Genomic DNA, 26,489 nt, shown 5'->3' on the forward strand with positions numbered 1-26,489 from the left:
GAGGGCGGTTCCCACGGCTGGTGCGAGGGCCGTGCCGGCGATGTAGGCCGACTGCGCCAGAGCGACGTGGCGGCCGGAGCCGTCGAGCCCGGCCGCCAGGGCGAACAGGTAGGCCTGGAATGCCGGGGCTTGCCCGTCAGACCGGTGGTGCTCCCGCTCGGATCCGGACCACCGTTCCACTGACCGGCTGTGGGTTGCGGATCAGATTGAGGATCGGGCAGACCCGCTCGACCTCGGCATGCAGGTGGGCCAGCTCCTCATCGGAGGCCGGCGAGTCGATCAGCACCTCGTAGCGGAAGTTGTGCGGGTGCACCGGGACGCCGCGGTCGCCCGGTCGCTGGGCTCGGGGGTCGTATTCGGCGCGCACGTCCACCTCCAGCGCATCGATGGACACCGCCAGCTCGGCCGCCTTGATCAGAAAGATGTGCGTGACACAGCTGCCCAGAACGCCGGCCTGGAGTTCGGGTGAGGTGGGTCCGAGGTCGTAGCCGGCGAAGTCGGGACCGCTGTCGCTGATGATCTGGAAGTCCCTGATCCTGACGCGCCGGATCCCACTGCGGCCCTCGGCGGTGACATGGGCGTGCAGCGGGACCGGCCCGGCGGTGGGAGACTCCCGGCGGGCCAGCAGGGCCGCGCGCTTGTGTGACAGGTACTCGCGAAGGGTGCTCATGGTCTTTCTCGTCTGGTCAGCGCAGGGTCACGGAGCCGAGCGGGGTGTCGATGACGGCGCGCAGCGCCGGTTCGGGTCCTGGTGAGACGTCGAGCCGGACGCCGAGGGCGGCCAGGTCGCGCCGCAGCTCGTCCGGGTCGGGGTGTACGGCGGAAAGGGAGGTCAGGCTCACGAGGGGCAGGTCCGAAGCGGCGGGGTGAGGTGTGTCGCCCCAGTCGATGAGGAACGGCACCGGCCTGACCGCCGCCGGGTCCTCGCGCCGGGTGAGCCGCCACTCCAGCAGCTCGCCGGCCGGGGTGCGGCGGGAAAGGGGTTGTACGTCGCCGGGGTCGAAGCCCTGCTCGCGGGCCTGCCACACGGCCTTGTCGATGTCCTCCGGGCGAACGGCCCAGGCGGCGAGCCGGGGCGCGGTCAGGGTCTCCAGGCCGAACGCCCGGGGCCGGGCGGTGGCCTCCGGGTCGGGGCCGATGATCTCCAGGTAGGAGGTGGGGCCGAAGCGGACGAGATAGTTGGCGGTGCCGCCGGGGTGGCTGCCCCCGGCCACCGGACGGACCCCGGTGCGCTCGGCGAATTCGGCGATCCCCGCGGCGAGGTCGGGCACCGCGTAGACGAGGTGGTCGAGGCGAGTTCTGATGTCGCCGAGTCCGCGACGGGGTTCGGTCACTGGTCCTCCTTCGGGGTGGGTTCGCCGAGCGAGAGCATGAGCCGGTTGGCCCAGTTGAAGAACGCGGCGGCGTGGATGGTGTCGCTGATGGCCAGGTCGTCGAGCCCGGCGGCGCGGAGCGCGGCGACGTGCTCGGGACGGAACTCGGCCGGGGTGGCGGCGATCGCCGCCGAGGCGTCGATGACGGCTCGCCAGGTGGCCTCCTGCGGTGCGTCGACGCCCTCGTCGAGCAGGCGCTGCACGTCGTCGGGGCGCTTGGCGTAGTGAGCGGCGAAGCGGGCGTGCACGGACGCGCAGAACACGCAGCCGTTGCGGCGCGAGGTCGCGGTGGCGGCCAGCTCGCGCTCGGCGCGCGGCAGCCCGCCGTCGGCGTTGTAGAAGATGTCGTTGTCGGTCTTCGTGCGGGCGTGCAGGATGTCCGGGTCGCGGGCGAGCAGCAGGAAGTACGGGGAAGCGGCGCGCGCCTTGTCGACCAGGGCCTCGTAGTGGGCGTCGGTCAGCTCATCGGCCGTCAGCGGCGAAAGCCACGGCTCCCAGCCGAGCTGGTCCTGGGTGAAGCCGGTCATGAGGCCGATCCCTTCCGCAGCAGCCGCAGCCCGGCCACCACGCGTATCTGAAAGGTGAGGAAGGCGACGAGCTGCGACAGCGTCACGATGGCCGTGGTGCTCCAGCCTGCTCGGGCCAGGGTGAGGAGATCGTCCCGGCGAGCCTCGCGCGGCCGGAACACGAGCAGGTGGGCGTGCTCGAACGCGGCGGCCAGCCGCACGCCCAGGTCGCCGGGGTTCCGCACCCGGTAGCGCAGTCCCTCGTCGCTCTCCTTCGCCAGAGGGCCGCCGTCCGGGTAGACGCCGTAGGGACCGGTGGTGCCGCCCGCCTCGATCTCGGACTCCACGGCCTTCAGCAGGCCGGGTGAGAGCTCGGCCAGCCGGTCAGCATAGAAGGAGGCGATCTCGGCGTCCTGGTGCAGGCCGGCCACGAAGGCAGCGATCGCGTCCCGCTCAACGAGCGTGACCTCGCTGTCGTCGTCCGGGGTGAAGAGCGCGTCGAAGCTGCGCTGGGCGTGCTCGCGGGCGCCCGGCCGCCGGGCGCGCAGCCGGTGGAGCGGCGAGCCGGGTGCTATCCCGGCCAGGTGGTCGATGACATCGTTGATCATTTCGTGCTCACTTCTGTGGAGGGGAGCCAGCCGAGCGCGGGCGCGACCTCGGTCGCCAGCAGCTCGATCGAGCGGAGGGTGAGCGGGTGCGGCGGGTCGACCGAGTGCACTTGGAAGACCAGGTCGGTGACCCGGTCGAGGGTCGGGTCGGCCCGGAGGCTCTCGATGACATCGTCAGGGGTGCCCAGGTGCACGTCGAAGGCGGCGATGCGGCGGTCGAGATCGCTATCGGGCAGCTCGAACGGCAGCCTGCCCCGACCGAGGCCGAGCTCGGCGTAACGCAGGGCGTCCGCCCGGCTGTCGGCCACGAACGCGGTCCGCGAGGCCACGATACGCGGCGCGACGCCGGGCGGCAGGTTCTCGCGGTACGCGTCCACGATCGGCAACTGCAGGTCGGCCAGCGCGGCCTGCGGGTTCTCCGCGGGCCGCGGCTGAGTGCGCGACAACATCAGCCCATTGCCGGACCGGCCCGCCCGAGCGCCGCCGGGCACCGAGAACGTCGCCTCCCAGATCGCGTCCAGCAGCCGGGGCGCGGGCGGATAGAGCCGGTTGCCGCCGCCGAGGTCCTCCCCCGCCCAGGCGCGGCGCAGCACCCCCAGGTGCTCGGCGTAGAGAGCTGCGCGGTCGGCGCTGTCATGCCCGAAGGGCGCGAACGACGACGGCGTCCCGCCGCCGCCCACGCCCACCTCCAGCCGGCCGCCGGTCAGCTGGTCCAGCACGGCGGTGTCCTCGGCCACCCGCACCGGGTGGTCCAGGGGCAGCGTGATGATGCCGGTGCCGAGCCGGATGCGGCTGGTCCTGGCCGCGACGTGGGCGAGGAACACCAGGGGCGCGGGCAGGCCGCCCTCGTCGCCGTCGAAGTGATGCTGCGCTACCCAGGCCGTGTCGAACCCGTACGCCTCGGCGTGCTCAATCTGCTCGGCGGCCAGGCGATAGCGCTCGCCCGGCGGCACGTCATCCAGCAGCCGGGTGAAGAAGCCCAGTTGAAGAGCGGGCCTCATCGCACCCGCTCCGGGATCGCGGCCAGCAGCTCGCGGGTGTAGTCGTGCCGCGGCTCGGTGAACACCTGCCGGGTGGTTCCGGTTTCCACGATGCGTCCTTTGCTCATGACGGAGACGGTGTGCGAGATCTGGCGCACCACGGCCAGATCGTGCGAGATGAAGAGGTAAGTGAGCCCCAGGTCGCGCTGGAGCTGTTCGAGCAGGTCGAGGATCTGCGCCTGCACGGTGACGTCAAGGGCCGAAACGGCCTCGTCCAGCACGATCACCTCGGGGTCCGCGGCCAGCGCGCGGGCGATGGCCACCCGCTGCCGCTGCCCGCCGGACAACTCGCGCGGCCGGCGCGCCGGCACGTCCTTCGGCAGCGCCACCCGCTCCAGCAGGTCGGCGACCCGGGTGCGGCGGGCGGCTCGGTCGCCGAACGTGAAGTTCCGCAGCGGCTCCTCCACGATCTCCCCGATGGACTGGCGCGGGTCGAGCGACCCGTACGGGTTCTGGTAGACGAGTTGCACGTGCCGGCGGAACCGGCGGTCGTCCGGCGCCCCGGCGATGGTCACCGTTCCCGAGGTGGGCCTGGCGAACCGCGCCACCATCCTGGCCGTGGTGGTCTTGCCGGAGCCGGACTCGCCCACCAGCGCGTGTGTGGCGCCGCGCGCCACCTCGAAGGAGACGCCGTCCACGGCCCGGAACGGACGCCGCCCCACGCGGAACTCCTTGACCAGGTCGCGGACCACGATCGCAGGTTCCGTCTCGGGCGGGTCCAGGAACGGGCGCGCCGACAGCGCAGGCGCGTCGTTCAGCAGCCGCTTGGTGTAGTCCGCCTCAGGGGCGGCCAGCACGGCGGCGGTCGTTCCCTGCTCCACGACGCGTCCGTCCTTCATCACCACGAGGCGGTCCGAGCGGCCGGCGGCGACGCCGAGGTCGTGGGTCACCAGCAGCACGGCGGTGCCGTACTCGGTGCGCAGGTCGTCGATGAGGTCCAGGATGCGCCGCTGCACAGTGACGTCGAGGGCGCTGGTGGGCTCGTCGGCGATGACGAGCCGGGGACGCAGGGCGATGGCGATGGCGATGAGCACGCGCTGGCGCATGCCGCCCGACAGCTCGTGCGGGTACTGGCGGGCCCGTGTCTCCGGGTCGGGCAGGCCGACGCGGGCCAGCAGGTCGAGGACTTGGCGGCGGATCGTCCGGCGGTCGCCGTATCGGTGGATGCGCAGCACCTCCGCGATCTGGGCGCCGACGGTCTTGACCGGGTCCAGGGAGTTGGCTGGGTCCTGCGGGACCAAGCCGATCTGTGCGCCCCGTACCGACCGCAGGCGGCGCGCGGACCAGCCGACGAGGTCGGCCTCGCCGAACAGGATGCGGCCTGCGTCCAAGGTGGCGTTGCCGGGCAGCAAGCCGATGATCGCGTGTGCCGTGGTGGACTTGCCGGAGCCCGACTCGCCGACGACGGCCAGGACCTCCCCCGGCTCGATCGCGAAGGAGACGCCGTCCACCGCGCGCCTGCCGTCGTAGGAGACCGCCAGGTCGCGAATGTCCAGCAAGCTCATGCCCGCTCCTTTCCGCTCGAGCGGCTGATGCGGCCGGCGGCCAGCACCACCGCGACCACAACCGCGCCGGGCAGCGTGGTCAGCCACCACGAGGTGGCCAGGTAGTTGCGTCCCTCGGAGATGAGCAGCCCCCATTCCGGGGTGGGCGGCTCGGCGCCGTAGCCGAGGAAGCCGAGCGTCGAGATGGCGAGGATGGCCGCGCCGAACTGCAGGGCGGCGAGCGCGATGACGGGGCCGAGCGAGTTCGGCAGCACGTGCCGCCACAACACCGCCGGGAACCTGCCGCCGCTGCCGAACGCGGCCTCCACGTAGTCGGCGCGCCGGACGCGTACCACCTCGGCGCGGGCCAGCCGGGCGAAGGCCGCCACCGAGCCGATGCCCACCGCGATGGCCACGTTGACCGTGCCGGGACCGAGCAGGATGATCACGGTCAGGGCCAGGAGCAGGCCGGGCACGGACAGCATGACGTCCACGACCCGCATGACCGCCGCGTCGACCACGCCGCCCACCGAGCCGGCGAGCAGGCCGGACAGGGTACCGAGCAGCAGGCCCACCGAGACGGCCACGAGTGCCCCCGACAGCGAGTGCACGGACCCGTGCACCACGCGGGCGAACACGTCGCGCCCGACGGCGTCGGTGCCGAACAGGTGCTGCGCGCTCGGCGCCTGGAGCTTGTCGGCGGGCACGCCCGCGATGGGATCGTAGCCGGAGAACAGGCCGGGCACGATCGCCCAGAACAGCACGAGGCCGATCATCGCCCAGGCGAGAATGAGCCCGCCCTTCACAGCGCCGCCTTCAGCCGGGGGTCGAGGATTGGGAACAGCACGTCCACGACGAGGTTGACCAGCACGAACACGGCTGCGGCGAGCACCACGACGGCCAGCATCACGGGCGTGTCCTGCGCGTTGACGGCCTGCTCGGTGAGCCTGCCGACGCCGGCCCGGCCGAAGACGGTCTCGGTGACGACGGAGCCCGCGATCAGCTCGCCGAGCATCAGCCCGGCCACGGTCAGCGTGGGGAGCACGGCGTTGCGGGCCACGTGCCGCCAGAGGATCCACCAGCGCGTCGCGCCCTTGGCCGCGATCACGGGCACGAACGGCTGCGCGTAGACCTGGTCGATGCTCCGGGCGAGCACCTGCGCGATCGGTGCCGAGATCGGCACGGCCAGCGTCAGCACCGGCAAGATCAATTGCTGCACGTCACTGCCACCGATCACCGGCACCAGCTTCAGCCGGAACGAGAAGACCTGGATCAGCAGGATGCCCAGCCAGAACGCGGGCACCGAGATGAACAACGACGGCACCGACAGCAGCGCGCCCCGCAGCCACGAGGTCCTGCTGTAGCTCGCCGCGAACGCGATCACCACGGCGATCAGCACCGCCACCAGGAACGCGGCCGAGGCCAGCCGGACCGTCTCGGGCAGCGCCTCGGCCAGCCGCTCGATCACCGGGGTGCCGGTGTCGATCGAGTAGCCGAAGCGGCCGGTCAGGAAGCCGAGCAGGGTCTGGACGTACTCGAAGATCGGCGAGCCCGTGCCATAGTAGGTGCGGATCTCGGCGATCTGTTGCGGTGACAGGCCGAGCTCGGGGTTCTGAAACTTGATCAGGATCGAGTCGCCGGGCAGCAACTGCAGGAGCACGTAGCTCGCCGTGAAAGCGGCCCACAACACGAGCGCCGCCTGCCCGGTCCTCGACAGCAGATATCTCGTCACTGCTGCGACTTCCACACCGAGTAGAACCACGGCCGGGCGACCGCCTCGAAGGCCACGCCCTGGACATGGGGCGCGGCGCCGTACACCTGGGGCTCCTCGAACAGCGGGATCGCGTAGCCCTGCTCGATCACGTACCGCTGGATCTCAGCGACCTTGGCGTTGCGCTTGGTCACATCGGGCTCGGCGGACTCCTCCTCCAGGATCCGGTCCAGCTTCGCGTCGTCGTGGAGGATGACGTCGCGGTTCTGGCTGTGGAAGTGGCTCTTGATCACGTCCTGGTCGGCGCGGCCGACCATGCCGTGCTGGATGCCGGTCTTCTCGGCGTTCTTGATGTCCACGGCCTGCGTGCCGGCGTCGGCGGGGCGGATGTCCAGCTTCACGCCGAGCTTGGCCCACTGCTGGGCAACGAGCTCGAGCGTCTGCTTCGACAGGGGCTGCGGGCCGGAGACGAACACGCCGAGCTCCAGCCTCCTGCCGTCCTTGACGCGCACGCCGTCGGCGCCCCGGCTCCAGCCCGCCTTGTCCAGCAGGGCGTTGGCCTTGGCCGGGTCGTAGGCGAGCTCCTTCGACAGGTCCACGTAGCCCTGGGCGAGGTGGCTGAGCACGGAGGTCGCGACCGGGTAGCTCTCGGTGAACAGGGTGTCGACGACCTCCGTGGCGTTCGTGCCCGCCTGCAGCGCCCTGCGGACGTCGGGGTCCTTCAGGATGCTGTTGGTGGGGCGCAGGTAGAGGCCGTTGTTCACGCCGCGGGTGGGCTCGGCGTAGATCTGGAAGCCCGCGTCCTTGACCGTCTTCTCGTCGTACGCCTGGACGTAGCGCACCATGTCGGCCTGGCCGGAGGTCAGGGCGCCGACGCGTACGTTGTCCTCCGGCGTGACGATGATCTTGATTTCGTCCAGGTAGGCCCGGCCCTGGTGTTTCGACGACGGCGGCGCCCAGTTGTAGTCCTTGCGCGCGACCAGGTCCACCTCCTTGTCGACGACCTGGCTCTTCACGGTGAAGGGGCCCGAGCCGATGACGTTCTTGAGCTGGCACTGCTGCTCGTACGGCAGGGAGATCGACTTCTTGGACACCAGTCCGGCGCCGATCACGGAGGTGCCCTGGAGGAAGCCGGGCGAGGACTTCTTGAAGTGGAACCTCACGGTCTTGGTGTCGATGATCTCGCTGCGCTCGTAGTTGTTGACGAACTCCGCGACAGGCAGCTTCAGCTTGGGGTTCCCGAGGCCGTACACGTCGAAGTTGGCCGCCACGGCGGAGGCGTCGAGCGGGCTTCCGTCGCTGAAGGTCACGCCATCGCGCAGGTGGAAGGTGTATTCGGTGGCGTTGGCATTGACCTCCCACTTGGTGGCGATCCATGGCTCGATCTTCAGCGTCTCAGGGTTCTGCCAGGTCAGCTTGTCGGTGATCTGGTTGAGGATGCCGCCGTTGGGATAGAAGCCGGCGGCCGGCAGGTAGAGGCAGGTCGGGGGCTGATGTTCCAGGTAGGTCAGCGTGCCGCCGTAGACCGGCTTGCCGTCTCCTTGCGTCGTTCCGGTCGCGCCCCCGCCGCCACAGGCGCCGAGAAGGCCCACGGTGGTGAGCATGACGGCGGCGAACAGTGGTCTGGATGGAGCCATGGGGGTACTGCCTTTCATGAACGTCTGGCGTTATAGCCAGCATAACCTACCTAAATAGTGGAGAATTGACGAGCACGGCGGCGACCAACGCTTGCGTGTAGGGGTGGCGGGGCCGCGTGAACACGTCGTCGACGTCGCCCTTCTCCACGACCCGGCCGTCCTTCACGACCAGCACGCGGTCGGCGATGTGATGAACGACACCCAGGTCGTGGGAGATGAACACCATCGCGGTGCCGTACTCGGCCTGGATGTCGGCGAGCAGGTCGAGCACCTGGGCCTGGATGGAGACGTCGAGCGCGGAGACGGGTTCGTCGCAGACGAGCACGTCGGGGCGGGGGCCGAGGGCGCGGGCGATGGCGACGCGCTGGCGCTGGCCGCCGGACAGCTCACGGGGATGCCGGGCGGCCCGGGCCATAGTGGCCGTAGGCGGCATGGTCGGCAGGCGTCGCGTAGACCGCCGGCTGCGTGGTGATGAACACGGGTCCTCCGGGGGTCAGGAGTCGGGGTGGGCCAGGAAGCGGCCGAAGCGGCCCTGGTGGTAGAGGAGCGGGCGGCCGGGGCGGTGCACGTCCACCTCGGCCACCAGGCCGACTACCAGGAGGTGGTCGCCGACCTCGGTCCTCTCATAGGGCAGGCAGATCAGGTGCGCGGAGACGTCCTGCAGCAGTGGGGCGCCCAGCGGCCCCGGCCGCCAGAGGGTGGGGGCGGCGAACCGGTCGATGCTCTTGCGGGCGAAGCGGGCCGCCAGTTCGGCCTGGTCGCTGGCCAGGATGTTGACCGCGAAGTGGTCGGCGGCGCCGAGCCGCGGCCAGGTGGTCGAGGAGCGATCCACATAGAAGGACACCAGGGGCGGTTCGAGGCTGACCGAGGAGAAGGACGTGGCGGTGAGTCCGACGGGAATGCCGTCGTGCTGTGCGGTGATGACCACGACGCCGCTGGCATGGACGGCGAGCGCCTGCCGGAACTGATCGGCCGCGACGGCGCGGTCAGGGAGAGTGTCGGTCATGCGAGCGCCCCCGTCCTGTCGGGGTGGCCGGATGTCACTGATGAAATGATCACGAGAGAGTTCCTCACGGGGGTAGGCATGCTCACGCGGCGCCTCGGCGGCCGGCCGGACGCGGAAACGGATGACGGGCGTGGACGACGTCGGCCACGCCGGGAGCGAGAGGGTGGGATTCGGCGGCTACGGGTCCGTGATCAACGACACTGCGCGCTGGCGAGCGCACTTGCCATATCGGGACACAATCCCGCATCATGCCTGGTGGGCTCGACGCCGTACCGAGACGGGCGGGCCCGAGGGGACCGGGGCTCCAGTGCCGAGAGGAAGGGAGCGGACCGCTACCCGGTGTCACTCCTCGAGGAGACAGCGATGTCGCATCGCCCCCAGTCCCGAGAAGCCGGTGTCGGTTCGGAGTCCCCGAACCTCGACTTCGCGGGCACGACCCCCTATGAGGACTACGTCCGCGCGGACGTCCTCACCCACCTCCAGCACCCCCTCTCCGACGACCCCGGAGAGATGGTGTTCCTGGTCACCACCCAGGTCATGGAGTTGTGGTTCACCGTGATCGTCCATGAGTGGGAGACCGCCGGCCAAGCGCTGCGCGAGGACCGCCTGCCGGTCGCGATGGACGCGCTCAAGCGCAGCGTGCGCGAGCTCGAGGCGCTGAACGCCTCCTGGCGGCCGCTGGCGCAGCTCACCCCCACCGAGTTCAACGCCTACCGAGCCGCGCTCGGCGAAGGCTCGGGCTTCCAGTCGGCGATGTACCGGCGGATGGAGTTCCTGCTCGGCGAGAAGTCGTCGTCCATGCTGGTGCCGCACCGAGGTGCGCCGCGCGTCCATGCGGAGCTGGAGAAGGCGCTGCACCAGCCGAGCCTGTACGACGAGGTGCTGGGGTTCCTCGCGCGGCGCGGTCACGCCGTACCGCGGGCCGTCCTGGAACGTGATCTGTCGCAGCGGTACGAACCCTCGGCGGAGGTCGAGGATGTGTGGGCGGAGATCTACTCCGCCGATCGGGACGCCGACCTGGCACGGCTCGGCGAGGCGCTGACGGACGTCGGCGAGCTGGTGTGGCGGTGGCGCAACGACCACCTCGTGGCGACCCGGCGCGCGATGGGCGCCAAGACCGGAACCGGAGGCTCTGCGGGCGTGGCCTGGCTGGAGAAGCGGGCCGTGAAGTACGTGTTCCCCGAACTGTGGACGGCGCGCAGCCGCGTCTGATCCCACGCATCCGCCGAGCTCTCAGGAGCCGATGCGCTACACGTTCTTCGCCACCGCGAAGGCCGCTGAGGCGGCGATGAGCAGGATGCCGATGAGGATGACCGCGCGTGTGGTGTAGACGTGACGCATCGGCGTGCTCCCGATCAGACGAAGACGAATCGTTCGGTGTGGATGTGCGCCGCCGGTACGCCGAGTTCGGCAAGGGTGGATTCCATGGCATCGAGCATGGGTGGCGGCCCACAGATGAAGAACTGCATCCGCACGTGGCGTTCGGGGAGGTGCCGGTGGAGCAAGGCCTGGTCGATGCGACCCCGTTCACCCGTCCAGCCCTGCGGCGGGTCTTCCAGAACGTGCACCAGGGTGAGGTTGAGCCGTTGTCGCAGCTGCTGGATCTCTTCGAGAAATGGGGTGTCCTCGAGTGTGCGGCCGGCATAGAACAGCCGGCAGGGCCGCTGGTCATCGCGGTCGGCAAAGGTGCGGAGCATGCTCATCATCGGGCCGATGCCGATCCCGCCGGCGATCAGTACGAAGCCCGGCCCCTCGTTACGGTCAGGGGTGAAGACGCCGTAGGGGCCATCTACATAGGCCCGGGTGCCGGGTCGCAGTCCCGCCACGCTGTTGGTGAAGTCGCCGATTGCCTTGATGCTCATCTGCACCCTGCCGTCGGCCTCCGCGCTTGAGGAGAACGAGAAGGGGTGCTGGGTGAGGGCGAGGGGAGAGCGTCCCACCGTGATCCACCCGAACTGTCCAGGCTCGAATCTGAAGCCCTCGTGCCCGATGGGACGCAACGTGATCGTCGTGGTGGCGCCTCGCCCGGCGGTGACACTCTCGACTTCCCATGGCCGTAGGAGGCGGCGAAGCGGGCGGACGAGGCGCACCCAAACGATCAGGCTGACGAAGGCAGCCGTCATGACCACCCACAGCACCTGCTTCCACGGCGTATCGACGTAGTAGCCGACCAGTTCGATGTGCGTGAGAGCGAACAGCACGGACGCGATGGACAACAGCAGGTGCAGGCCATGCCACACCTCGTAGCGCAGGCGGAACTGCCGCCTCCAGACGGAGGTGAGCATGATGGCCAGCACGCAGACGGTGGAGATGACCGCGAAGCGCGCCCGCCAGGGCGCCGTCACCGAATTGAACAGTGCGATCAGGCTGATGTCCTGGACCAGCAGCAGCGCCGGATGAGCCAGAATGAAGAGGGTCGCGACGTACGATATTTGCCGGTGGAATTGCACCACCGCGTCTTCGCCGAATGGCGCGTTAGCGGATTGGAAACGCGCGACGAGGGCGAACTGCAGTCCCATCATCGACAGCCCGACGAAGCCCAGGGCCACCGAGAAGTCGATGAGGAACCCGCGCCCGGGCGGACTGTCGCCAAGCAGCGCGAAGACCAGAGGGGCGACGGCCACGGCCACGTACGTTCCGGTCCAGAAAACTCCCCGGACAGCGAGCGACATCGCAACGGACTCCCCCCTGCCCGGCACGACCGTATGGCCAGGGGCCTACCCTTTGCTCACATGGCCAACGCCCCGTAAGCCTTAAAGGCGATACAAATCCTCACGAACCCCGGGATCCACCGATTCCCCAGCGGACCGGCTGGAGGGGCGCCGCTCCCCTATCGCGCGGACTCCAGAACTGCCCGGACATCCGAACTCCCACGGAGACCTGTCTACATGGACCTCGCCACGCGCCGGCGCCGGCAAGCGCTGTTCCTGTTCTTCTTCCTTCCAGGAATCGCGATGGCGTCGTGGGTGACCCGCACCCCGGACATCCGCGACCGGCTGGAGGCGTCCACCGGCCAGATGGGCTGGGTGCTGTTCGGCCTGTCGCTCGGCTCCATGATCGGGATTCTGTGCTCCGGACGTCTCGTCTCCCGTTACGGGACCAGGCCCGTCATCGGCGTGGGAACCGCGCTGGTCATCGTGAGCATGGCCGTCATCAGCGCCGGCACTCTCCTCTCGTCCGCGCCGCTGGTCATGGCGGGGCTCTGCGGGTTCGGCGCGGGCATGGGGGCAGGTGACGTCGCGGTCAACGTCGACGGCGCCGACGTCGAACGGATCAGTGACACGACGACGCTGCCCACCCTGCACGGCTGCTGGAGCCTGGGCACCGTCATCGGCGCCTGCGCGGGCATCGCCGCCACGGCCGCCCGCCTCCCGGTGCACTGGCATCTGGCAGCGGTCACCCTGATCGCGGCCGCGATCTTCTGCTACGCCATCCGCTCCATCCCCGCAGGCACCGGAGTCCTCGCGGCAGACGATGCCGGCACCGGCGCCGAGCACCCACGGCCGAGAGTCTGGAAGGACCGCAAACTCCTCCTGATCGGTGTGATCGTGCTGGCGATGGCCCTGGCGGAGGGATCCGCCAACGATTGGCTGCCGCTGCTCATGGTGGACGGACACGGCCTGGACGCCGCGTCCGGATCCCTGGTCTTCACCGGGTTCGCCGCCGCCATGACCATCGGCCGCTTCGGCGGCACGTTCTTTCTCGACCGCTTCGGCCGGACCACCGTCGTGCGGGCCAGCGCCGTCTCGGGGGCGCTGGGCCTGATCCTGGTGATCTTCTCGGACAACGCCGTGCTGGCCGGAGCGGCCGTTCTGTTCTGGGGACTCGGCGCGTCATTGGGCTTCCCCGTCGCGCTGTCGGCCGCGGGAGAATCGGGACCGGATCAGACCGCCCGTGTCAGCCTGGTGGCCGTGATCGGCTATGTCGCCTTCCTCGTGGGCCCTCCCGGGCTCGGCTTCCTCGGCGAGCAGTGGGGCCTGCGCTCAGCCATGCTGGTGGTGCTCGCCTTCGTCGCCTCCGTCGCCTTCCTGGCACCTGCGGTCGACACACGCCGCCGTTCCGCCGCGGCAGCAGCCGTACACGCTGACGACGCTCCCTGAACCACTCGTGGGCAGGTGAGCCATGCCCGGACACCGCCGTGAAGACAAGGGCTTGTCTGGGTTCGCCGCGCTGGTTACGCTCAAAACCTCTCAGCGGATCATACGGTCCACCTAGCGGACCTGGCCTCGAGGTGCACATGCGCAGCAAACTGTCGATCGTCGCCCTGACCGGTGCGTTAGTCCCCGCGCTGATCATCACACCCGCCCTCCCCGCGAATGCCCACGTCGGCGAACCTGCCGCCATTCCCACCGTGACCGGCCCGATCCCGTCCACCGGCCAGCCCCGCGACCACCCCTTCTTCGCCACCGACCAGGATCTCGGCAAGGCCGGGTATATCGAGGAGGAGTACTTCATCGACGGCACGGCCAGCCGCTACACCACACCCGACCAGGCCACCGGCACGGTGGTCGACAGTGGTCACCCCTACAGGACCCGCATCGTGGTCCGCCGGCCGATCTCACCAGCGAAGTTCAACGGCACGGCCATCGTCGAGTGGTACAACGTGACCAACAACTTCGACTACGAGGTCATGTGGTCCCGCTCGTTCCGCCACATCCTGGACGAGGGGTACGCGTGGGTGGGCGTGAGCGCCCAGCGCAACGGCGTCCACTCCCCCACAGGCCTGAAGGCGTGGAACCCGGCCCGCTACGGCAGCCTCGACCTGACCGCCGGCGGCACCGTCACCGACGACGGCCTCGCCTTCGACGTCTTCAGCCAGGCCGCCAAGGCCTTGAGCGAGCCACGGGGCGCGCGTCCCCTCGGCAACCTGAAGGTCAGGACGCTGATCGCGACGGGCCAGTCCCAATCGGCCTCGAGGCTGGCGGTCTACGCCAACTCGGTGCACCCGCTCGCGCCCGCCTACGACGTGATCACCGTCGTGGACGGCGGCACCCAGATCCGCACCGACCTGACCACGAAGGTCTTCAAAACGGCCAGTGAGTACGACGTGCTCGCCAACCAGGCCGCCCGCCGCCAGCCCGACAGCGACCGCTACACGTACTGGGAGATCGCCGGCGCCTCGCATTCCGACCGGCACGCCTACCTGGTCAACAACCCGATCCGGCGCCGGGACGCCGGCGTGTCCGGCCTGCTGGCCGGGCCCACCGCACCATGCGTGTCCCCAGCGCGCAGCAACGTCCCGTACGAGTACGTGCTGAACGCGATGTTCGACCACTCCGTACGCTGGGCGCGGGAGAACCGGCGGCCGCCCGCGGCCCCCAAGCTGGAGATCACCGACGTCACCACCAGCCCGGCCACCGTGAGCAGGGACGCCTACCAGATCGTCCGCGGCGGTATCAGGCTCGCGGCCGTCGACGCGCCGACCGAACGCAACACCGGCTGGAACCTCGGCCTGACCGACGCCACCGCCAGCGCCTGCCGCCAGGGCGGAACCTGGATCCCCTTCGACGAGACCACCCTCGGCGAGCTGTATCCGAGCCACCGCGACTACGTGGCCAAGGTGCGCCAGGTCACCGAGCGGAACCTCCGCGACGGCTTCATCACCAGGCGGGACGCCGACCGCACCATCCGCGACGCCGAACGCTCACGCGTGGGGCGGTGACCACGTGCCGAAAGGACGACCATGACCGGGAGCGCATCGGCCGCCGGCTCTCCCTTGACGATCGGGCGCCTGCGCCTGCGCAACCGGTTCGTCGCGGCACCGATGGAACGCAACTATTGCCAGATCGACGGCACCGTCACCGACCGCTACGTCGAGTACCTGGTCCGGCGGGCCCGTGGCGGCGCGGCCCTGGTGTTCACCGAGGCGAGCTACGTCCGAGCGGACGGCAGGGGCAGGCTGCGGCAGATGGGGGTCGACGACGACGCGCGCATCCCCGGCATCGCCCGGCTGGCCATCGCCGTCCGCGCCGCCGGCGCCCTGCTCGGTGTGGAGCTGAACCACGGCGGCCGCACCGCCCAGGCCGCCGTCAACGGCTATCAGCCGGTCGCCCCGTCCCCTGTCCCGTGTGGTCCGGCCGGCGGCGAGATGCCTCGGGAATTGGCCGCCGAGGAGGTGTACGACCTCGTCGAGGCGTATGGCCAGGCGGCCCGGCGGTGCCGTGAGGCGGGCGTGGACGTGATCTCCCTCCACGGGGCGCACGGCTACCTGGTGCACCAGTTTCTGTCCCCCGCCTTCAACCTGCGTACCGACGAGTTCGCCGACCCCGTCCGCTTCCTCAACCTGGTCGTCGAGGCGGTCCGCAAGCAGGCGGGTCATGACCTGGCCGTTGGCCTGCGGCTGTCCGCCCACGAGGGGTTCGACGGCGGCCTGACCGCCGAGCGCACCTTCGAGCTGATCTCCCGCGCCCGCCTGGACCTGCTGGACTTCCTCGACGTCTCGGCCGGCTGCTACGAGGCCGGGCAGTGGATCGTCCAGCCCGGCGAGTGGGAGCGCGGCCTGCTCGCTCCCCACGCCGAGCGCTACCGCACGTTGGGACTCCCGGTCGGCGTCGCCGGCCGGATCAGCACCCCCGCGACCGCCGAGGCCATCGTGGCCGGCGGCAAGGCCGACTTCGTCTCCCTCGCCCGCACGCTCCACGCCGACCCCGACTTCCCGCGCCGGGCCCTCGCGAACGAGCCCTACCGGCCGTGCATCGCCTGCAACTCCTGCATCGACCAGCTCGGCACCGGCGAGCCCATCCCCTGCTCGGTCAACCCCGAAGCCGGCCTGGAGTATCTCGGGATGCCGAGCGCCCCCGCCGTCAAGGCGTCGTTGCTGGTGATCGGCGCCGGCCCGGCCGGTCTGGAGACGGCGCGACGCCTGGCCGAGCACGGCCACCGCGTGCAGGTGCTGGAGCGCGGGCACCAGGTCGGCGGGCAGTTCGCTCTCGCCTCCCGCCTCCGCGCATTCCCGGAATATCACGGCATCCTGCAGTGGTGCGCCGCCGAGCTGACCCGGCTCGGCGTCCCGGTCCGCACCGGCATCCTCGTCACCGAGGAGGAGCTCGCACGGTATGCCCCGGACGCCGTCGTGCTGGCCACCGGAGGCACCGGCCACCGGCCCGAGATCCCCGGCATACGGCTGCCCCACGTGATCGATATCCGGGACTGGCTCGCCCTCGGTCAGGACACACCCGGCAGTTGCGTCGTCTGGGGCGCCGACCGCGAAGGCGTGGCCGTCGCCGACCATCTCGCCGCCCATGGATCACACGTGCTGTTGATCGGCCCGCAGCCGTCTCTCGCGCCCGGCGTGGGTCGTCGCGCCAAGATGCTCACGGTGTCACGGCTGACCGGCAACGCGAGCGTACGCATCCTGCTCGAGTCCACGATCCTGGCGATCGAACCGGACCGGCTGCTGATCCGCACCGATGGCCGCGAGAAATGGCTGCCGGCCTCCGGTCCGCTGCTGGTCTCCCACGGCGTCACCCCGCGAACCGACCTGCTCGCCGCCTGCCAGGCCCGGCGCCCCCCGCTCGGCGTGTACGCCGTCGGAGACGCCGGCGGCAGCGGCGGCTCGATCCATCGGTGCTTCCTGTCGGCGGAGGAGGCGGCCCGCTCCATCGCCGAGGCCCTCAGCTCGTGATCCCTTCACGGCTCTCGAGCTGAACCGCGTCCCTAGGCGTGCGCTATCCGGCAGCAGCAGTTCCCGCCCTCCAGGCAGGCGGTGCCGCGGGCGTGCCATCGTGAGGCGGCTCTGGTGGACGCGGCGGCGGATGCCTCGCGCCGGTACACCACCTCCCCACCCAGCACGGTCGCGTCGATGGGCAGGTTGATCAGCTCGTGCGGGTCGACGCCCAGGACGTCGCCGCCGACCACGCAGATGTCGGCGGCCTTGCCGACGTCGAGCGTGCCCTTCCAGCGGTCCGCATGGTCCTGCCAGGCGGGCGTGCGCGTGTACGTCGCCAGCGCCTCGCGGACCGTGATGCGCTCCGCCTCGCCCGCCACGCCGCCGAAGCGCCCCTCGCGCAGCACCGCGCTCTGGACGCCCTGCAGCCAGGTCGGGAACGTCACCGGCGCGTCCGAGGCGCTGGTCACGTTGACGCCGAGGTCGAGCGCGGTGCGATAGGGCCACTGGTAGTCGGTGCGGGCGGCGCCGAGGACGGGATCGAGCGTGCGGTTCAGCAGCTACTTGATCGTCGCGTTCATGTTCACGCCGATGCCGCGCCCGGCCATCGTCCGCAGCGTCGCCTCGGGGGTGAGGTCACCGTGGATGACGTAGTGGCGCGCGTCCCCGCCACGCCGTCCCATCGCCTTCAGGTATCCCGCGACAACCGCGTCGATGGTGGCGTCCCCGGTGGCGTGCGTACCGACCTGGAACCCCTTGGCGTGCGCGATGGCGATGAGCTCGTGCAGGTTCGCCACCTGCTCCTGCACAGTGGAGCCGGCGATGACCAGGCTCCCGTTGCTGCCGTCGAGGTAGGGCTCGTGCAACCAGGCGGTCTTGGCCGCGGTCGGGATGCCGTCGGCGAAGATCTTGACGCCCGCGACCCGTAGCCGGCGCGGGTCCACGCCTTGGAGCGGCCGGTAGGCGGCGAGCGTCTCGCGGAGCATCCGCGGCTCCACACCGGCCGAGAGACCTCCGTACGCCGCCCGATGAGGCGCCGGACGGACGCGGCCCGGCATGAGGCCCTTCAACCTGCCGTTCGCCAGGATGGCGATTTAGGCTCTCCACCGGGAACCCTGCACGTATACTTTGGATCCGAACGACTTTCGTTTTCATGGCGTAGGGAGGGCCGCGTGCCCGGGCAACGGTCCATCACCGAGGCGGAGAAGCTGGTCGAGGCGAAGCTCGGCGGCACGCCGATCAGCCACGAGCGCATGGCGGTGGTGGCCAACATCTACCGAGCCGCCGCCGCGGTCCGCCAGCATCTGGAGAACGCGGTCCTGAGGAGCAGCGACCTGACCTGGACCGCGTTCGTGGTGCTCTGGGTGATCTGGATCTGGGGCGAGTCGGAGAGCCGTCACGTGGCCGAGGAGGCCGGCATCTCCAAGGGCACGCTGACCGGGGTCATCCGTACGCTGGAGTCGCGGGGCCTGGTCAAGCGCGCCGAGCATCCCTCCGACGGCAGGCTGCTGCTGCTCAGCCTCACCGACGCGGGCGAGGAACTCATGCGGCGTGTCTTCCCCGACTTCAACGCCGAGGAGAGCTTCGTCACCGCCCGGCTCGACGACGACGCCTGCCGGGCCCTGGCCAATGGGCTGCGCCAGGTCGTGCTGCAGGTGGAGGAGCAGGGTGAGGAGCGCAGGATCGCGCTGCTCGACGGCGCCGAGCCGGCTCCCCGGCGCAGCGGACGCCGCCGCCAGCAGGCTGAGAAGGGATGACGGTCAGGATCGGGCCGCACCGACAAAGGCGTCGAAGATCGACTGCTGGGCGCTCTCCTCGTGCGCGTTGTCCTCGGGATGCCACTGCACGGCGACGAACCAAGAGGCCAGGCCAGGGGCTTCGAGCGCTTCGATCGTCCCGTCGGCCGCCTCGGCCGTGACGGCCAGCCCTTCGCCGACCCGCGATACGCGCTGGTGGTGGTAGCAAGACGCGTTCACCTTCTGCGCTCCGGTCGTCCCCTCCAGGAGCGATCCCGGCAACACCGCGACGGGGTGCAGCACGTGGCGGTGCTCCACGCCCGCACCGCCCATATCCTGCTCCAGGGTCCCGCCCAGCACCGTGTTGACCACATGGAGGCCACGGCAGACGGCCAGGACCGGCACACCGGCGGCCAGGGCCTGGCGGGCCACCTCCAGGTCGAAGCCGTCCTGCTCGTCGTCCACGTCATAGACGCTCTCGTGCGCGACAAGGTCGCCGTACCGGTGCGGGGCCAGGTCCCCGCCGCCGGGCAGCAGGATGGCGTCGAAGCGGGCCAGGCGGCCGGCGACCTCCACCGGATCGGCGACGCCTGCGGGGGCGTGCGGGTGCAGTGAGACGGGTTCGCCTCCTGCGCGCCATACGGCCTCGACCAGCGCGCGGGCGCTCACCTCCGCGCGGTGGCGCAGCGCCGAGGCCGATGCGGAGAAGCGGGCGGGAATGGCGATCAGCGGTCTCACAGCTGGATCCAGGTGGTCTTGAGCTCGGTGTACTTCTCCAAGGCGTGGGCTGATTTGTCCCGCCCGTTGCCCGACTGCTTCATGCCGCCGAACGGCACGGTCAGGTCGCCCTCCTCGTAGCAGTTCACCCAGACCGTTCCGGCGCGCAGGGCGCGGGACACCTTGTGGGCGGTGGACAGGTCGGCGGTCCACAGACCCGCCGCCAGGCCGTAGTCGGTGGCGTTGGCGAGCTCGACCGCCTCCTCCACATCGTCAAAGGTCAGCACGGACAGGACAGGCCCGAAGATCTCCTCGCGGGCCAGTCGCATGCCGGGGGTGACCCGGTCGAACACGGTGGGCTCCAGGTAGCTGCCGCCGGTGCCGGTCAAGATGCGTGATCCGCCGGTACGCAGCCTCGCGCCCTCGTCGGCTCCGGTCCTGACGTGGCCGAGCACCTTGTCCAGGTGGGCCTGGCCGACCAGGGCGCCCATCTCGGTGGCGGGGTCGAGCGGGTCGCCGACGCGTAGCGCGCGGGCGTGTTCGACGACGGCCTCGGTGATGCGCTCGGCGATGGAGGAATGGACCAGCAGGCGCGACGGCGCGGTGCACATCTCGCCCTGGTTGAAGAAGATGCCCCAGGCCGCGGTGGCGGCCGCCCGGTCCAGGTCGGGGGCATCGGGCAGGATGATGTTCGGGGATTTGCCGCCCAGCTCCAGCCAGACCCGCTTGAGGTTGGAGTCGGCGGCGTAGTGCAGGAAGTGGCGGCCGACGGTGGTGGAGCCGGTGAAGGCCAGGACGTCCACGTCCGGGTGCAGGCCGAGAGCCCGCCCGGCGACGGGGCCGTCTCCGGCCACGACGTTGAGCACGCCCGCCGGCAACCCCGCCTCGCTCGCCAGCCGGGCCAGCATGAGCGCCGACAGGGGTGACAGCTCCGAGGGCTTGAGCACCACCGTGCAGCCGGCCGCCAACGCGGGGGCGACCTTCCACGACGCGATCGTGAGGGGGAAGTTCCACGGCACGACCGCGCCCACCACACCGGCGGGCTCGCGGGTGACCAGCGCCAGGGCGTCGGGCGCGGTGTGCGGGGATTCGTCGGTGAGCTTGCCGGCGAGCTGGCCGTACCAGCGGAAGGTGGAGATGGCGGCGCGCAGCTCGATCTCGTAGGCGTCCTTGATGGGTTTGCCCATCTCCAGGCTGATGGTCAGCGCCAGGTCCGCGCGCCGCTCCTCCATCAGGTCGGCCAGGCGGAGCAGTGCGCGGCCGCGGTCGGCCGGTGCCAGGCGAGGCCACGGGCCGTGGTCGAAGGCGTGGCGCGCGGCGGCGACGGCGCGGTCCACCTCGGCCTGCCCGGCGTCGGCGACCTCGCCCAGGATCCGCCCGTCCCGGGGGGACACGACCTTGAAGGTCGCGCCCCCGCCGGGCTCGTCGGCGCCGTCGATGTGGTGGTGGGAGGTCAGGGTCAGTCGCTCGGCGCGAGCGGCCCAGTCCTCGCGCCCGACATCGGGGATCAATGAGCTTCCTTTCGTACGCGTCTGGCGGCCAGCAACCCGAGGAGGAAGACGACCGGCAGAGCGCAGGCCAGCCACACCGCCGTGGTCGCCGAGCCGCCGATGAGGGTGGGGAAGTTGGCGAGGATGAGCCAGATGGCGGCCGCGATGCCGAGCGCCCCCAGGACCGGTGCGACCAGCGTGTTCCACGGCCGCGGGTCCAGCCGTTCCCGCCGGAAGAACGCCACCACCGAGACGGAGGTGAGCAGGTACATCACCATCATGGCGAGCACCGCCACGCCGCTGAACCAGGAGAAGAGGGTGAGCACCGGATCCTGCCCGGCGGCGGCGAACGGCAGGACGAGGAGCACCGCGATCGTGGTCTGCACCCAGCCCGCCACGGACGGCGAGTGGCGCCGGTTGAGCGAGCCGAGCCTGCGCGGGAGCACCGCTTCGCGGCCGAGCGAATACAGGTAGCGGTTGGCGGAGTTGTGGAAGGCGAGCAGGCCCGCGAACAGCGACGTGGCCAGGAGAATCGGCAACACCTCACCGGCCCAGCCGCCGAAAGCCGCCACCACGGGGGCGAAGACGAAACCGGCCGAGTCGCCGGACTCCAGGGCCTTGCCGGCCGCCTCGACCGCCTTCGAGGGCCCGTACGAACTGATCAGCATCCAGGAGGTGAGCACGAAGAAGGCGCTGACCACGGCCACCGCCAGGTAGGTGGCCCTCGGAACGGTGCGCTTGGCGTCGCGCGCCTCCTCGCCGTAGATGGCGGTGGCCTCGAAGCCGAACAGCGACGCCACGGCGAACATCAGCGCCACGCCCGGCGCGCCCGCGAGGACGGCGGCCGGCGAGAACGTCTCGACGACGCCGAGCCCTTCAGCACCGCCTCCCTTGACCAAGCTGACCAAGGCGAAGGCGAGCAGGATGCTGAACTCCGCGAGCACCAGCACCGCCAGCACCCTGGCGCCGATCTCGATGCCGGCCTGCCCGAGCGCCTGCACCACGGCGATCGTGACCAGGGACCAGACCCACCAGGGGGCGTTCATGCCGGTGTACTGGGCGACGAGGCCGGAGACGATGGCGCCGTACAGGCCGTACATGGCGGCCTGGATGGTGCAGTAGGCGAACAGCGCGACCGCGGCGCTGGCGGTGCCCGCCGTCCGGCCGAGTCCTTTGCCGATGTAGACGTAGAAGGCCCCGGCGCCGACGACGTGCCGGCCCATGGCCACGAAGCCGACCGAGAACAGCAGGATGATCAGTCCCGCTCCGAGGTACGCGGCGGGAGCGGCGGGGCCGTTGCCCAGCGCCACGGCGATGGGCAAAGCACCGGCGATGCCGGTCAGCGGGGCCTGCGCGGAGAGGACGAAGAACAAGATGCCGAGCACGCCGAGCGCGTTGGGCTTGAGCCTGCCCGCTGCGGGTGGGTCCTGGGCCACGCTGCTCGCGGCCGTCGTTGAAGAGTCCACTGAAGTCACCTGCCGGTGCAGAGAGAAAAAGGGGGGTTTCGTTTGTACTCAAACGAGTTGCGCCTCATCATGAAGCGTGAGTCGTCGTCTGGCAAGAGGGTCAGCGTCGCGGTGGGCGGATACCGCGGAGCTCCCAGTCGCCGCCGAGGGCGGTGGAGAGGACCTCCTCCGATTCGGTGGGCTGCGCGCCGACGTCGGTGCGGATGGGAGCCGGGCCGGTGACAACGCGGTTGGCGAGCCGTCCCAGGCCCTCCACCTCGACCTCCACCAGGTCGCCCGGCTGGACGGGACGGGAGTTGGCGGGCGTGCCGGACAGCAGCACGTCGCCCGGGTAGAGGGTGATGGTGCGGGCGATGTCGGCGACCAGGTAGTGCATGTCCCACGTCATCTCGTCGGTGGAGCCGTCCTGGGCGAGCTCGCCGTTGACGTACGTGCGCAGGTGCTTGCCGTGGAAGTCCCAGTCCGTGACCAGGCCCGGACCGAGCGGGCAGAGGGTGTCGGAGCCCTTGACCCGCAGCATGGAGCCGGCGTCGGTGTCACGGAAGTCGTGCAGGCCGAAGTCGTTGGCGACGGTGTAACCGGCGATGTACTCGCCTGCCTCCGCCGGGGAGACGTTGCGGCAGGTCCGGCCGATGACAATGGCCACCTCGCCCTCGTAGTTGAGCCACTTGCAGCCCTCGGGCCGCACGACGTCGCCCCGGTGGGAGTTGAGCGAGGAGGTGGGTTTGTGGAAGTACGTCGGCGTGGCCGACAGCTTGATCTGGAATTCCTCGACCCGGCTGCGGTGGTTGAGGTGCACCGCGATGATCTTCGAGGGGGCGACCGGCGACAGATGGACCGCGTCGTCGAGCTTCACACGGCGGCCGTCGCCGGCCATGAGCTCGTCCCCCTCGCGAACCGTCTCGACGACGGCGCCGTTGAGCAGGATCCGGCGGTACTCAGGCATGGGCGTGCTCCTGTCGGGGGACGGTCCAGCCGCCGGCGGGGCGGTCGAACCAGAGGTGGACCTGGCCGGTGCCGACGGAGTTCTCGTACTCCCCGTACTGGCGGGCGGGCGCGGTGCAGGCCGCCTCCCCGAGAGCGCCGGACATCATGAGGTAGTGGGAGAAGCGGGCCTCCGGCTTGAACCGCCAGAACTCCGGCATCGTCTCCAGGACCCGGTCGTGGCGCCCCTGCTTGAACCAGGCGATGCGCTGCTCATCAGCCGCGCGCGCCTCCGGGGTGAAGATGTGGCGCGGGTCGCTGGCCTCGTGGTCGCGCAGCTCGCGCAGCGGCCAGAAGGTGTGCGACAGCGCGCCGGAGGCGATGAGCAGCACCTTGCGGCCGGGGGTGGCGGCGATGCCATCCGCCAGGGCGCGGCCCAGGCGCAGGTGGTCCTCCATGTCGCCGGTCTGGCACACCCCGATCGTGACCCACCGCTTGTCCGGCAGGCCCTCGCCGAGGAACTTCCACAGGTTGATGGTGGCGTAGTAGATCGGCAGGTACGTGTCATCGATCGGGGTGATCCAAGTGCCGTGCTTGTCGGCGAAGGAGGCCACGTTGTGGGCGAGCTCGGGGTCGCCCGGGAAGTCGTACGGCATCCGGCACATGCCGCGCGGCAGTTCCTCGGAGGTGAACAGCCCTGCGCGGCGGTCGTGCGCGGTGACCACGAACTCCACGGTGGTGGCCCAGTGCGAGTCCAGCACCACGACGGTGTCGTAGTCGAGGGTCTCGAAGACCTCCCGGCGCAGCTCGCGCAGGCCGGTGACGAGGGTGATCTCCTTGCCCTCGTTCAGCTCCCTGCGTTCCTCTTCGGGCAGCACGATGGTGGGGACGTGCGCCAGCAGGCCCGCCCCGACGATCTCACCCATGGCCGTTCCATCCCTTCGGCGCGGTGACGGTGTTCTTCAGGTCGCAGTAGAAGTCGAAGCTCCAGGTGCCGCCCTCGCGGCCGACGCCGGACTCGCGGGAACCGCCGAAGGGCGCCTGCAGGTCGCGGACGAAGAAGCAGTTCACCCAGACCGTCCCGGCGACGAGCCGGGCGGTGACCCGGTCGGCGCGGGCGCGGTCACCCGTGGCGACGGTGGCGGCCAGGCCGAAGCGGGTGTCGTTGGCCAGCCGGACCGCTTCCTCCTCGGTGTCGAAGGTCTGCAGGGTCAGCACCGGGCCGAACACCTCCTCCCGGACGATCTCGCTGTCCTGGGCCACATCGGTGAGCAGCGTCGGCCGGTAGTACAGGCCGCCGAGGCCGGTGTTCGGGCCGCCGCCGATGACGGCTCGCGCTCCCGCGGCCAGCGCCCGCCGCACGAAGCCGTCGATCTTGTCGAGCTGGCGGGCGTGGATGTTGGGCCCGATGTCGGTGGCCTCGTCCCGCGGGTCGCCCTGGCGCAGTTCCGCCGCCTTGGCGGTGAAGCGGCGGGTGAACTCCTCGGCGATCGAGGACTCGACGAGCAGCCGGGTCGCGGCCAGGCACACTTGCCCGGCGTTGTCGTACTGCTCGACCGCCAGGTCCACCGCCAGGTCGAGGTCGGCGTCGGCGAAGACCAGCAGCGGCGACTTCCCGCCCAGCTCGAAGCTGGTGGGGACGAGGTTGGCGGCGGCGGCTCGGGCGATGTGCTTGGCGGTGGGCACCGAGCCGGTGAAGCTGATACGACGGACGCCCGGATGGGCCACCAGGGCGGCGCCTGCCTCCGCGCCGTATCCCTGGACGACGTTGAGCACTCCTGCCGGCAGCCCGGCCTCGGAGGCGATGTCGGCCAGCAGCGAGGCGGTGAGCGGCGACCACTCGGCGGGCTTGAGCACCACGGTGTTCCCGGCGGCCAGCGCGGGGGCCACCTTCCAGGTGGACAGCATCAGCGGCGCGTTCCACGGCGTGATCAGGACGCACGGGCCCGCCGGGTCCCAGGAGACGTGGTTGGTGTGGCCGCGGGTGTCGAAGTCCTCGTGCCCGAGGCGTTCCAGCCAGTCGGCGAAGAAGCGGAAGTTGTGCGCGACCCGCGGCATCACGCCGCGCCGGTGCGAGCGCAGCAGCGCGCCGTTGTCCGTGGTCTCGACGATCGCGAGGTCTTCCAGGCGCTTGTCCACGCCGTCGGCGATCGCGCGCAGGAGGCGGGCGCGCTCGGCGGGCGGCGTGGCCGCCCAGGCGGGGAAGGCGGCCTCCGCCGCGGCGACGGCCGCTTCGGCCTCGGCCTGCCCGCCGCGGGAGATCTCGGCGAGGACGCGGCCGTCGATGGGCGACTCGTCGGTGAAGGTCGTGGCGGAGGCGACGCGGGCGCCGCCGATCCAGTGCCGGGTGTCGACGGCGATCCCGGCGACGGTCGCGGTGTGCGCGGTCATCAGCGTTCCTTTCCTTCGAGTACCGTGCCGCCGTCCCACACGACGCCGACCTGGCGGTAGTAGGCGCCGATCGGCTCGTGGATCTCCAACCGGGCCAGTTCCTCGGTAGGCGCCTCGAACAGCTCCAGGCCGGCCTCACCTCGCCAGGGCGTCCCGCCTTCGAAGGAGGCCGCGCCGGACGCGATGAGCTCGTCGAGCGCGAGCCCGCCGCCTTTCTCGACGGAGGGCAGCCGGCGGTGGTGCGCCATCGGGTGGCCGTTGACGAACCCGTTGCTCTCCGCGGGCTCGCGCAGCGTCACCACGGCCTGCGCGAGCCTCCGGTCGGCGGCGGCGAGCGTCGCGCCGAAACGGGCGCCCGGTTCGATCCGCGGCGCGGGTCCGTACGGGTGGGGGCGGGTCAGGTGGATGGAGCCGAGCTTCTTGGGATAGCCCTGATGGATGCCGCGGGCGATGGCGAAATCCTTGTCCACCCAGATGTAGACGCAGCGGGAGTACGTACGCCCCCGGTAGGAGCAGCGCACGACCGCAAACGCCTCCTTGTACTGGGCGCGTACCGGGTCGAGCAGTTCCTCCCCCGAGGCCGAGCAGGATTGCCAGTCGGCCCAGATGAGCGCGACCGCGCCGGGGTCTTCGGGGGCGAGCTCCAGCGGCTCGGGCAGCAGCTCCCGGACCCGGGCCGGGTCCGTGCGGTACTCGACGGTGAGCAGGTCGCCGGAGTAGCGCCACGGCGGTGCGGGGATCAAGGAGGACCGGCCGGTGGCCGTGTGCGGATACCAGAAGGTCATGCGTTTCCT

The 26,489-nt window shown here is 70.6% G+C and carries 24 protein-coding genes and 1 pseudogene; 5 read left to right on the plus strand and 20 right to left on the minus strand.

The annotated features are described in order from the left end of the window. Window positions 1–136 precede the first annotated feature (136 nt). From OHA25_RS43995 to OHA25_RS44045, 11 genes are read right to left on the minus strand one after another with little or no spacing between them, the layout of a single operon-like run. The gene (locus OHA25_RS43995) at window positions 137–670 is read right to left on the minus strand and encodes an OsmC family protein (protein WP_327582840.1); all 534 of its coding nucleotides are present in this window, start codon (window positions 668–670) and stop codon (window positions 137–139) included. Between the two features lie 16 nt (window positions 671–686). After that, on the minus strand, window positions 687–1,334 hold the full coding sequence (locus tag OHA25_RS44000) for a VOC family protein (protein ID WP_327582841.1): 648 nt from the start codon (window positions 1,332–1,334) through the stop codon (window positions 687–689). Next, window positions 1,331–1,900 (minus strand): alkylhydroperoxidase domain protein, encoded by a 570-nt coding sequence (locus OHA25_RS44005; protein WP_327582842.1) that lies wholly within the window; start codon window positions 1,898–1,900, stop codon window positions 1,331–1,333. Before OHA25_RS44005 ends, OHA25_RS44000 begins: the two co-directional genes overlap by 4 nt. After that, window positions 1,897–2,487 (minus strand): CMD domain protein, encoded by a 591-nt coding sequence (locus OHA25_RS44010; RefSeq protein WP_327582843.1) that lies wholly within the window; start codon window positions 2,485–2,487, stop codon window positions 1,897–1,899. Before OHA25_RS44010 ends, OHA25_RS44005 begins: the two co-directional genes overlap by 4 nt. Then, window positions 2,484–3,488 carry a putative FMN-dependent luciferase-like monooxygenase gene (locus OHA25_RS44015; protein WP_327582844.1) on the minus strand — a complete coding sequence of 335 codons (1,005 nt, stop codon included), beginning with the start codon at window positions 3,486–3,488 and terminating at the stop codon, window positions 2,484–2,486. The genes OHA25_RS44010 and OHA25_RS44015 overlap by 4 nt, the downstream gene beginning before the upstream one ends. Continuing rightward, window positions 3,485–5,032: an ABC transporter ATP-binding protein gene (locus OHA25_RS44020; protein ID WP_327582845.1), complete on the minus strand. Its 1,548-nt coding sequence runs from the start codon at window positions 5,030–5,032 to the stop codon at window positions 3,485–3,487. Before OHA25_RS44020 ends, OHA25_RS44015 begins: the two co-directional genes overlap by 4 nt. Then, a complete protein-coding gene (locus tag OHA25_RS44025; RefSeq protein ID WP_327582846.1) occupies window positions 5,029–5,817 on the minus strand; it encodes an ABC transporter permease in 789 nt (262 codons plus the stop codon). The genes OHA25_RS44020 and OHA25_RS44025 overlap by 4 nt, the downstream gene beginning before the upstream one ends. After that, complete coding sequence (locus OHA25_RS44030) at window positions 5,814–6,743, minus strand: ABC transporter permease (protein WP_327582847.1); 930 nt, start codon at window positions 6,741–6,743, stop codon at window positions 5,814–5,816. The genes OHA25_RS44025 and OHA25_RS44030 overlap by 4 nt, the downstream gene beginning before the upstream one ends. Then, on the minus strand, window positions 6,740–8,359 hold the full coding sequence (locus OHA25_RS44035; protein ID WP_327582848.1) for a TIGR04028 family ABC transporter substrate-binding protein: 1,620 nt from the start codon (window positions 8,357–8,359) through the stop codon (window positions 6,740–6,742). Before OHA25_RS44035 ends, OHA25_RS44030 begins: the two co-directional genes overlap by 4 nt. 46 nt (window positions 8,360–8,405) lie before the next feature. Then, on the minus strand, window positions 8,406–8,792 hold the full coding sequence (locus tag OHA25_RS44040) for an ABC transporter ATP-binding protein (protein WP_327582849.1): 387 nt from the start codon (window positions 8,790–8,792) through the stop codon (window positions 8,406–8,408). Between the two features lie 60 nt (window positions 8,793–8,852). Next, complete coding sequence (locus OHA25_RS44045; RefSeq protein WP_327582850.1) at window positions 8,853–9,365, minus strand: flavin reductase family protein; 513 nt, start codon at window positions 9,363–9,365, stop codon at window positions 8,853–8,855. 363 nt (window positions 9,366–9,728) lie between these two features. Here OHA25_RS44045 and OHA25_RS44050 point away from each other — a divergent pair, with 363 nt between their 5' ends. Continuing rightward, on the plus strand, window positions 9,729–10,577 hold the full coding sequence (locus OHA25_RS44050) for a tryptophan 2,3-dioxygenase family protein (RefSeq protein WP_327582851.1): 849 nt from the start codon (window positions 9,729–9,731) through the stop codon (window positions 10,575–10,577). Between the two features lie 143 nt (window positions 10,578–10,720). On the opposite strand, the gene OHA25_RS44055 is transcribed toward OHA25_RS44050, so the two are convergent. After that, the gene (locus tag OHA25_RS44055; protein WP_327582852.1) at window positions 10,721–12,037 is read right to left on the minus strand and encodes a ferredoxin reductase family protein; all 1,317 of its coding nucleotides are present in this window, start codon (window positions 12,035–12,037) and stop codon (window positions 10,721–10,723) included. A gap of 216 nt (window positions 12,038–12,253) precedes the next feature. Here OHA25_RS44055 and OHA25_RS44060 point away from each other — a divergent pair, with 216 nt between their 5' ends. From OHA25_RS44060 to OHA25_RS44070, 3 genes are all read left to right on the plus strand, one after another. Then, window positions 12,254–13,465 (plus strand): MFS transporter, encoded by a 1,212-nt coding sequence (locus OHA25_RS44060; RefSeq protein WP_327582853.1) that lies wholly within the window; start codon window positions 12,254–12,256, stop codon window positions 13,463–13,465. 137 nt (window positions 13,466–13,602) lie between these two features. After that, the gene (locus OHA25_RS44065) at window positions 13,603–15,027 is read left to right on the plus strand and encodes an alpha/beta hydrolase domain-containing protein (protein ID WP_327582854.1); all 1,425 of its coding nucleotides are present in this window, start codon (window positions 13,603–13,605) and stop codon (window positions 15,025–15,027) included. 21 nt (window positions 15,028–15,048) lie between these two features. Continuing rightward, on the plus strand, window positions 15,049–16,989 hold the full coding sequence (locus tag OHA25_RS44070) for an oxidoreductase (protein WP_327582855.1): 1,941 nt from the start codon (window positions 15,049–15,051) through the stop codon (window positions 16,987–16,989). Window positions 16,990–17,021: 32 nt separating this feature from the next. Here the strand turns inward: OHA25_RS44070 and OHA25_RS44075 are convergent. Then, window positions 17,022–18,029: pseudogene (locus tag OHA25_RS44075) on the minus strand (amidohydrolase family protein). Between the two features lie 114 nt (window positions 18,030–18,143). Here OHA25_RS44075 and OHA25_RS44080 point away from each other — a divergent pair. After that, window positions 18,144–18,728 (plus strand): MarR family winged helix-turn-helix transcriptional regulator, encoded by a 585-nt coding sequence (locus OHA25_RS44080; RefSeq protein ID WP_327582856.1) that lies wholly within the window; start codon window positions 18,144–18,146, stop codon window positions 18,726–18,728. Between the two features lie 3 nt (window positions 18,729–18,731). Here the strand turns inward: OHA25_RS44080 and OHA25_RS44085 are convergent, their stop codons facing one another. The 7 genes from OHA25_RS44085 to OHA25_RS44115 all read right to left on the minus strand — a co-directional run bounded on the left by OHA25_RS44085 (window position 18,732) and on the right by OHA25_RS44115 (window position 26,480). After that, window positions 18,732–19,445, minus strand: coding sequence for a gamma-glutamyl-gamma-aminobutyrate hydrolase family protein (locus tag OHA25_RS44085; protein WP_327582857.1), 714 nt, complete (start codon window positions 19,443–19,445; stop codon window positions 18,732–18,734). Then, window positions 19,442–20,935, minus strand: coding sequence for an aldehyde dehydrogenase (locus OHA25_RS44090; protein WP_327582858.1), 1,494 nt, complete (start codon window positions 20,933–20,935; stop codon window positions 19,442–19,444). Before OHA25_RS44090 ends, OHA25_RS44085 begins: the two co-directional genes overlap by 4 nt. Beyond that, on the minus strand, window positions 20,932–22,380 hold the full coding sequence (locus OHA25_RS44095) for an APC family permease (protein ID WP_327582859.1): 1,449 nt from the start codon (window positions 22,378–22,380) through the stop codon (window positions 20,932–20,934). The genes OHA25_RS44090 and OHA25_RS44095 overlap by 4 nt, the downstream gene beginning before the upstream one ends. Before the next feature lie 100 nt (window positions 22,381–22,480). Then, window positions 22,481–23,326: a fumarylacetoacetate hydrolase family protein gene (locus OHA25_RS44100; RefSeq protein WP_327582860.1), complete on the minus strand. Its 846-nt coding sequence runs from the start codon at window positions 23,324–23,326 to the stop codon at window positions 22,481–22,483. Then, window positions 23,319–24,230, minus strand: a complete 912-nt coding sequence (locus tag OHA25_RS44105) for a 3,4-dihydroxyphenylacetate 2,3-dioxygenase (protein ID WP_327582861.1) — start codon at window positions 24,228–24,230, stop codon at window positions 23,319–23,321. Before OHA25_RS44105 ends, OHA25_RS44100 begins: the two co-directional genes overlap by 8 nt. Then, window positions 24,223–25,695, minus strand: coding sequence for an aldehyde dehydrogenase (locus tag OHA25_RS44110; protein ID WP_327582862.1), 1,473 nt, complete (start codon window positions 25,693–25,695; stop codon window positions 24,223–24,225). Before OHA25_RS44110 ends, OHA25_RS44105 begins: the two co-directional genes overlap by 8 nt. Then, complete coding sequence (locus OHA25_RS44115; protein ID WP_327582863.1) at window positions 25,695–26,480, minus strand: acetoacetate decarboxylase family protein; 786 nt, start codon at window positions 26,478–26,480, stop codon at window positions 25,695–25,697. The genes OHA25_RS44110 and OHA25_RS44115 overlap by 1 nt, the downstream gene beginning before the upstream one ends. Window positions 26,481–26,489 lie beyond the last annotated feature (9 nt).

The organism is Nonomuraea sp. NBC_00507, assembly GCF_036013525.1.
In the GTDB taxonomy this organism is placed as follows: Bacteria; Actinomycetota; Actinomycetes; order Streptosporangiales; family Streptosporangiaceae; genus Nonomuraea.

Bases quoted from the DNA above. Each gene is read 5' to 3' on its own strand.
- OHA25_RS44055 (WP_327582852.1), bottom strand. From the start codon at position 12,037: ATGTCGCTCGCTGTCCGGGGAGTTTTCTGGACCGGAACGTACGTGGCC.
- OHA25_RS44060 (WP_327582853.1), top strand. From the start codon at position 12,254: ATGGACCTCGCCACGCGCCGGCGCCGGCAAGCGCTGTTCCTGTTCTTC.
- OHA25_RS44050 (WP_327582851.1), top strand. From the start codon at position 9,729: ATGTCGCATCGCCCCCAGTCCCGAGAAGCCGGTGTCGGTTCGGAGTCC.
- OHA25_RS43995 (WP_327582840.1), bottom strand. From the start codon at position 670: ATGAGCACCCTTCGCGAGTACCTGTCACACAAGCGCGCGGCCCTGCTG.
- OHA25_RS44010 (WP_327582843.1), bottom strand. From the start codon at position 2,487: ATGATCAACGATGTCATCGACCACCTGGCCGGGATAGCACCCGGCTCG.
- OHA25_RS44035 (WP_327582848.1), bottom strand. From the start codon at position 8,359: ATGGCTCCATCCAGACCACTGTTCGCCGCCGTCATGCTCACCACCGTG.
- OHA25_RS44020 (WP_327582845.1), bottom strand. From the start codon at position 5,032: ATGAGCTTGCTGGACATTCGCGACCTGGCGGTCTCCTACGACGGCAGG.
- OHA25_RS44040 (WP_327582849.1), bottom strand. From the start codon at position 8,792: ATGCCGCCTACGGCCACTATGGCCCGGGCCGCCCGGCATCCCCGTGAG.
- OHA25_RS44045 (WP_327582850.1), bottom strand. From the start codon at position 9,365: ATGACCGACACTCTCCCTGACCGCGCCGTCGCGGCCGATCAGTTCCGG.
- OHA25_RS44100 (WP_327582860.1), bottom strand. From the start codon at position 23,326: ATGCCTGAGTACCGCCGGATCCTGCTCAACGGCGCCGTCGTCGAGACG.
- OHA25_RS44015 (WP_327582844.1), bottom strand. From the start codon at position 3,488: ATGAGGCCCGCTCTTCAACTGGGCTTCTTCACCCGGCTGCTGGATGAC.
- OHA25_RS44070 (WP_327582855.1), top strand. From the start codon at position 15,049: ATGACCGGGAGCGCATCGGCCGCCGGCTCTCCCTTGACGATCGGGCGC.
- OHA25_RS44005 (WP_327582842.1), bottom strand. From the start codon at position 1,900: ATGACCGGCTTCACCCAGGACCAGCTCGGCTGGGAGCCGTGGCTTTCG.
- OHA25_RS44065 (WP_327582854.1), top strand. From the start codon at position 13,603: ATGCGCAGCAAACTGTCGATCGTCGCCCTGACCGGTGCGTTAGTCCCC.
- OHA25_RS44115 (WP_327582863.1), bottom strand. From the start codon at position 26,480: ATGACCTTCTGGTATCCGCACACGGCCACCGGCCGGTCCTCCTTGATC.
- OHA25_RS44105 (WP_327582861.1), bottom strand. From the start codon at position 24,230: ATGGGTGAGATCGTCGGGGCGGGCCTGCTGGCGCACGTCCCCACCATC.
- OHA25_RS44110 (WP_327582862.1), bottom strand. From the start codon at position 25,695: ATGACCGCGCACACCGCGACCGTCGCCGGGATCGCCGTCGACACCCGG.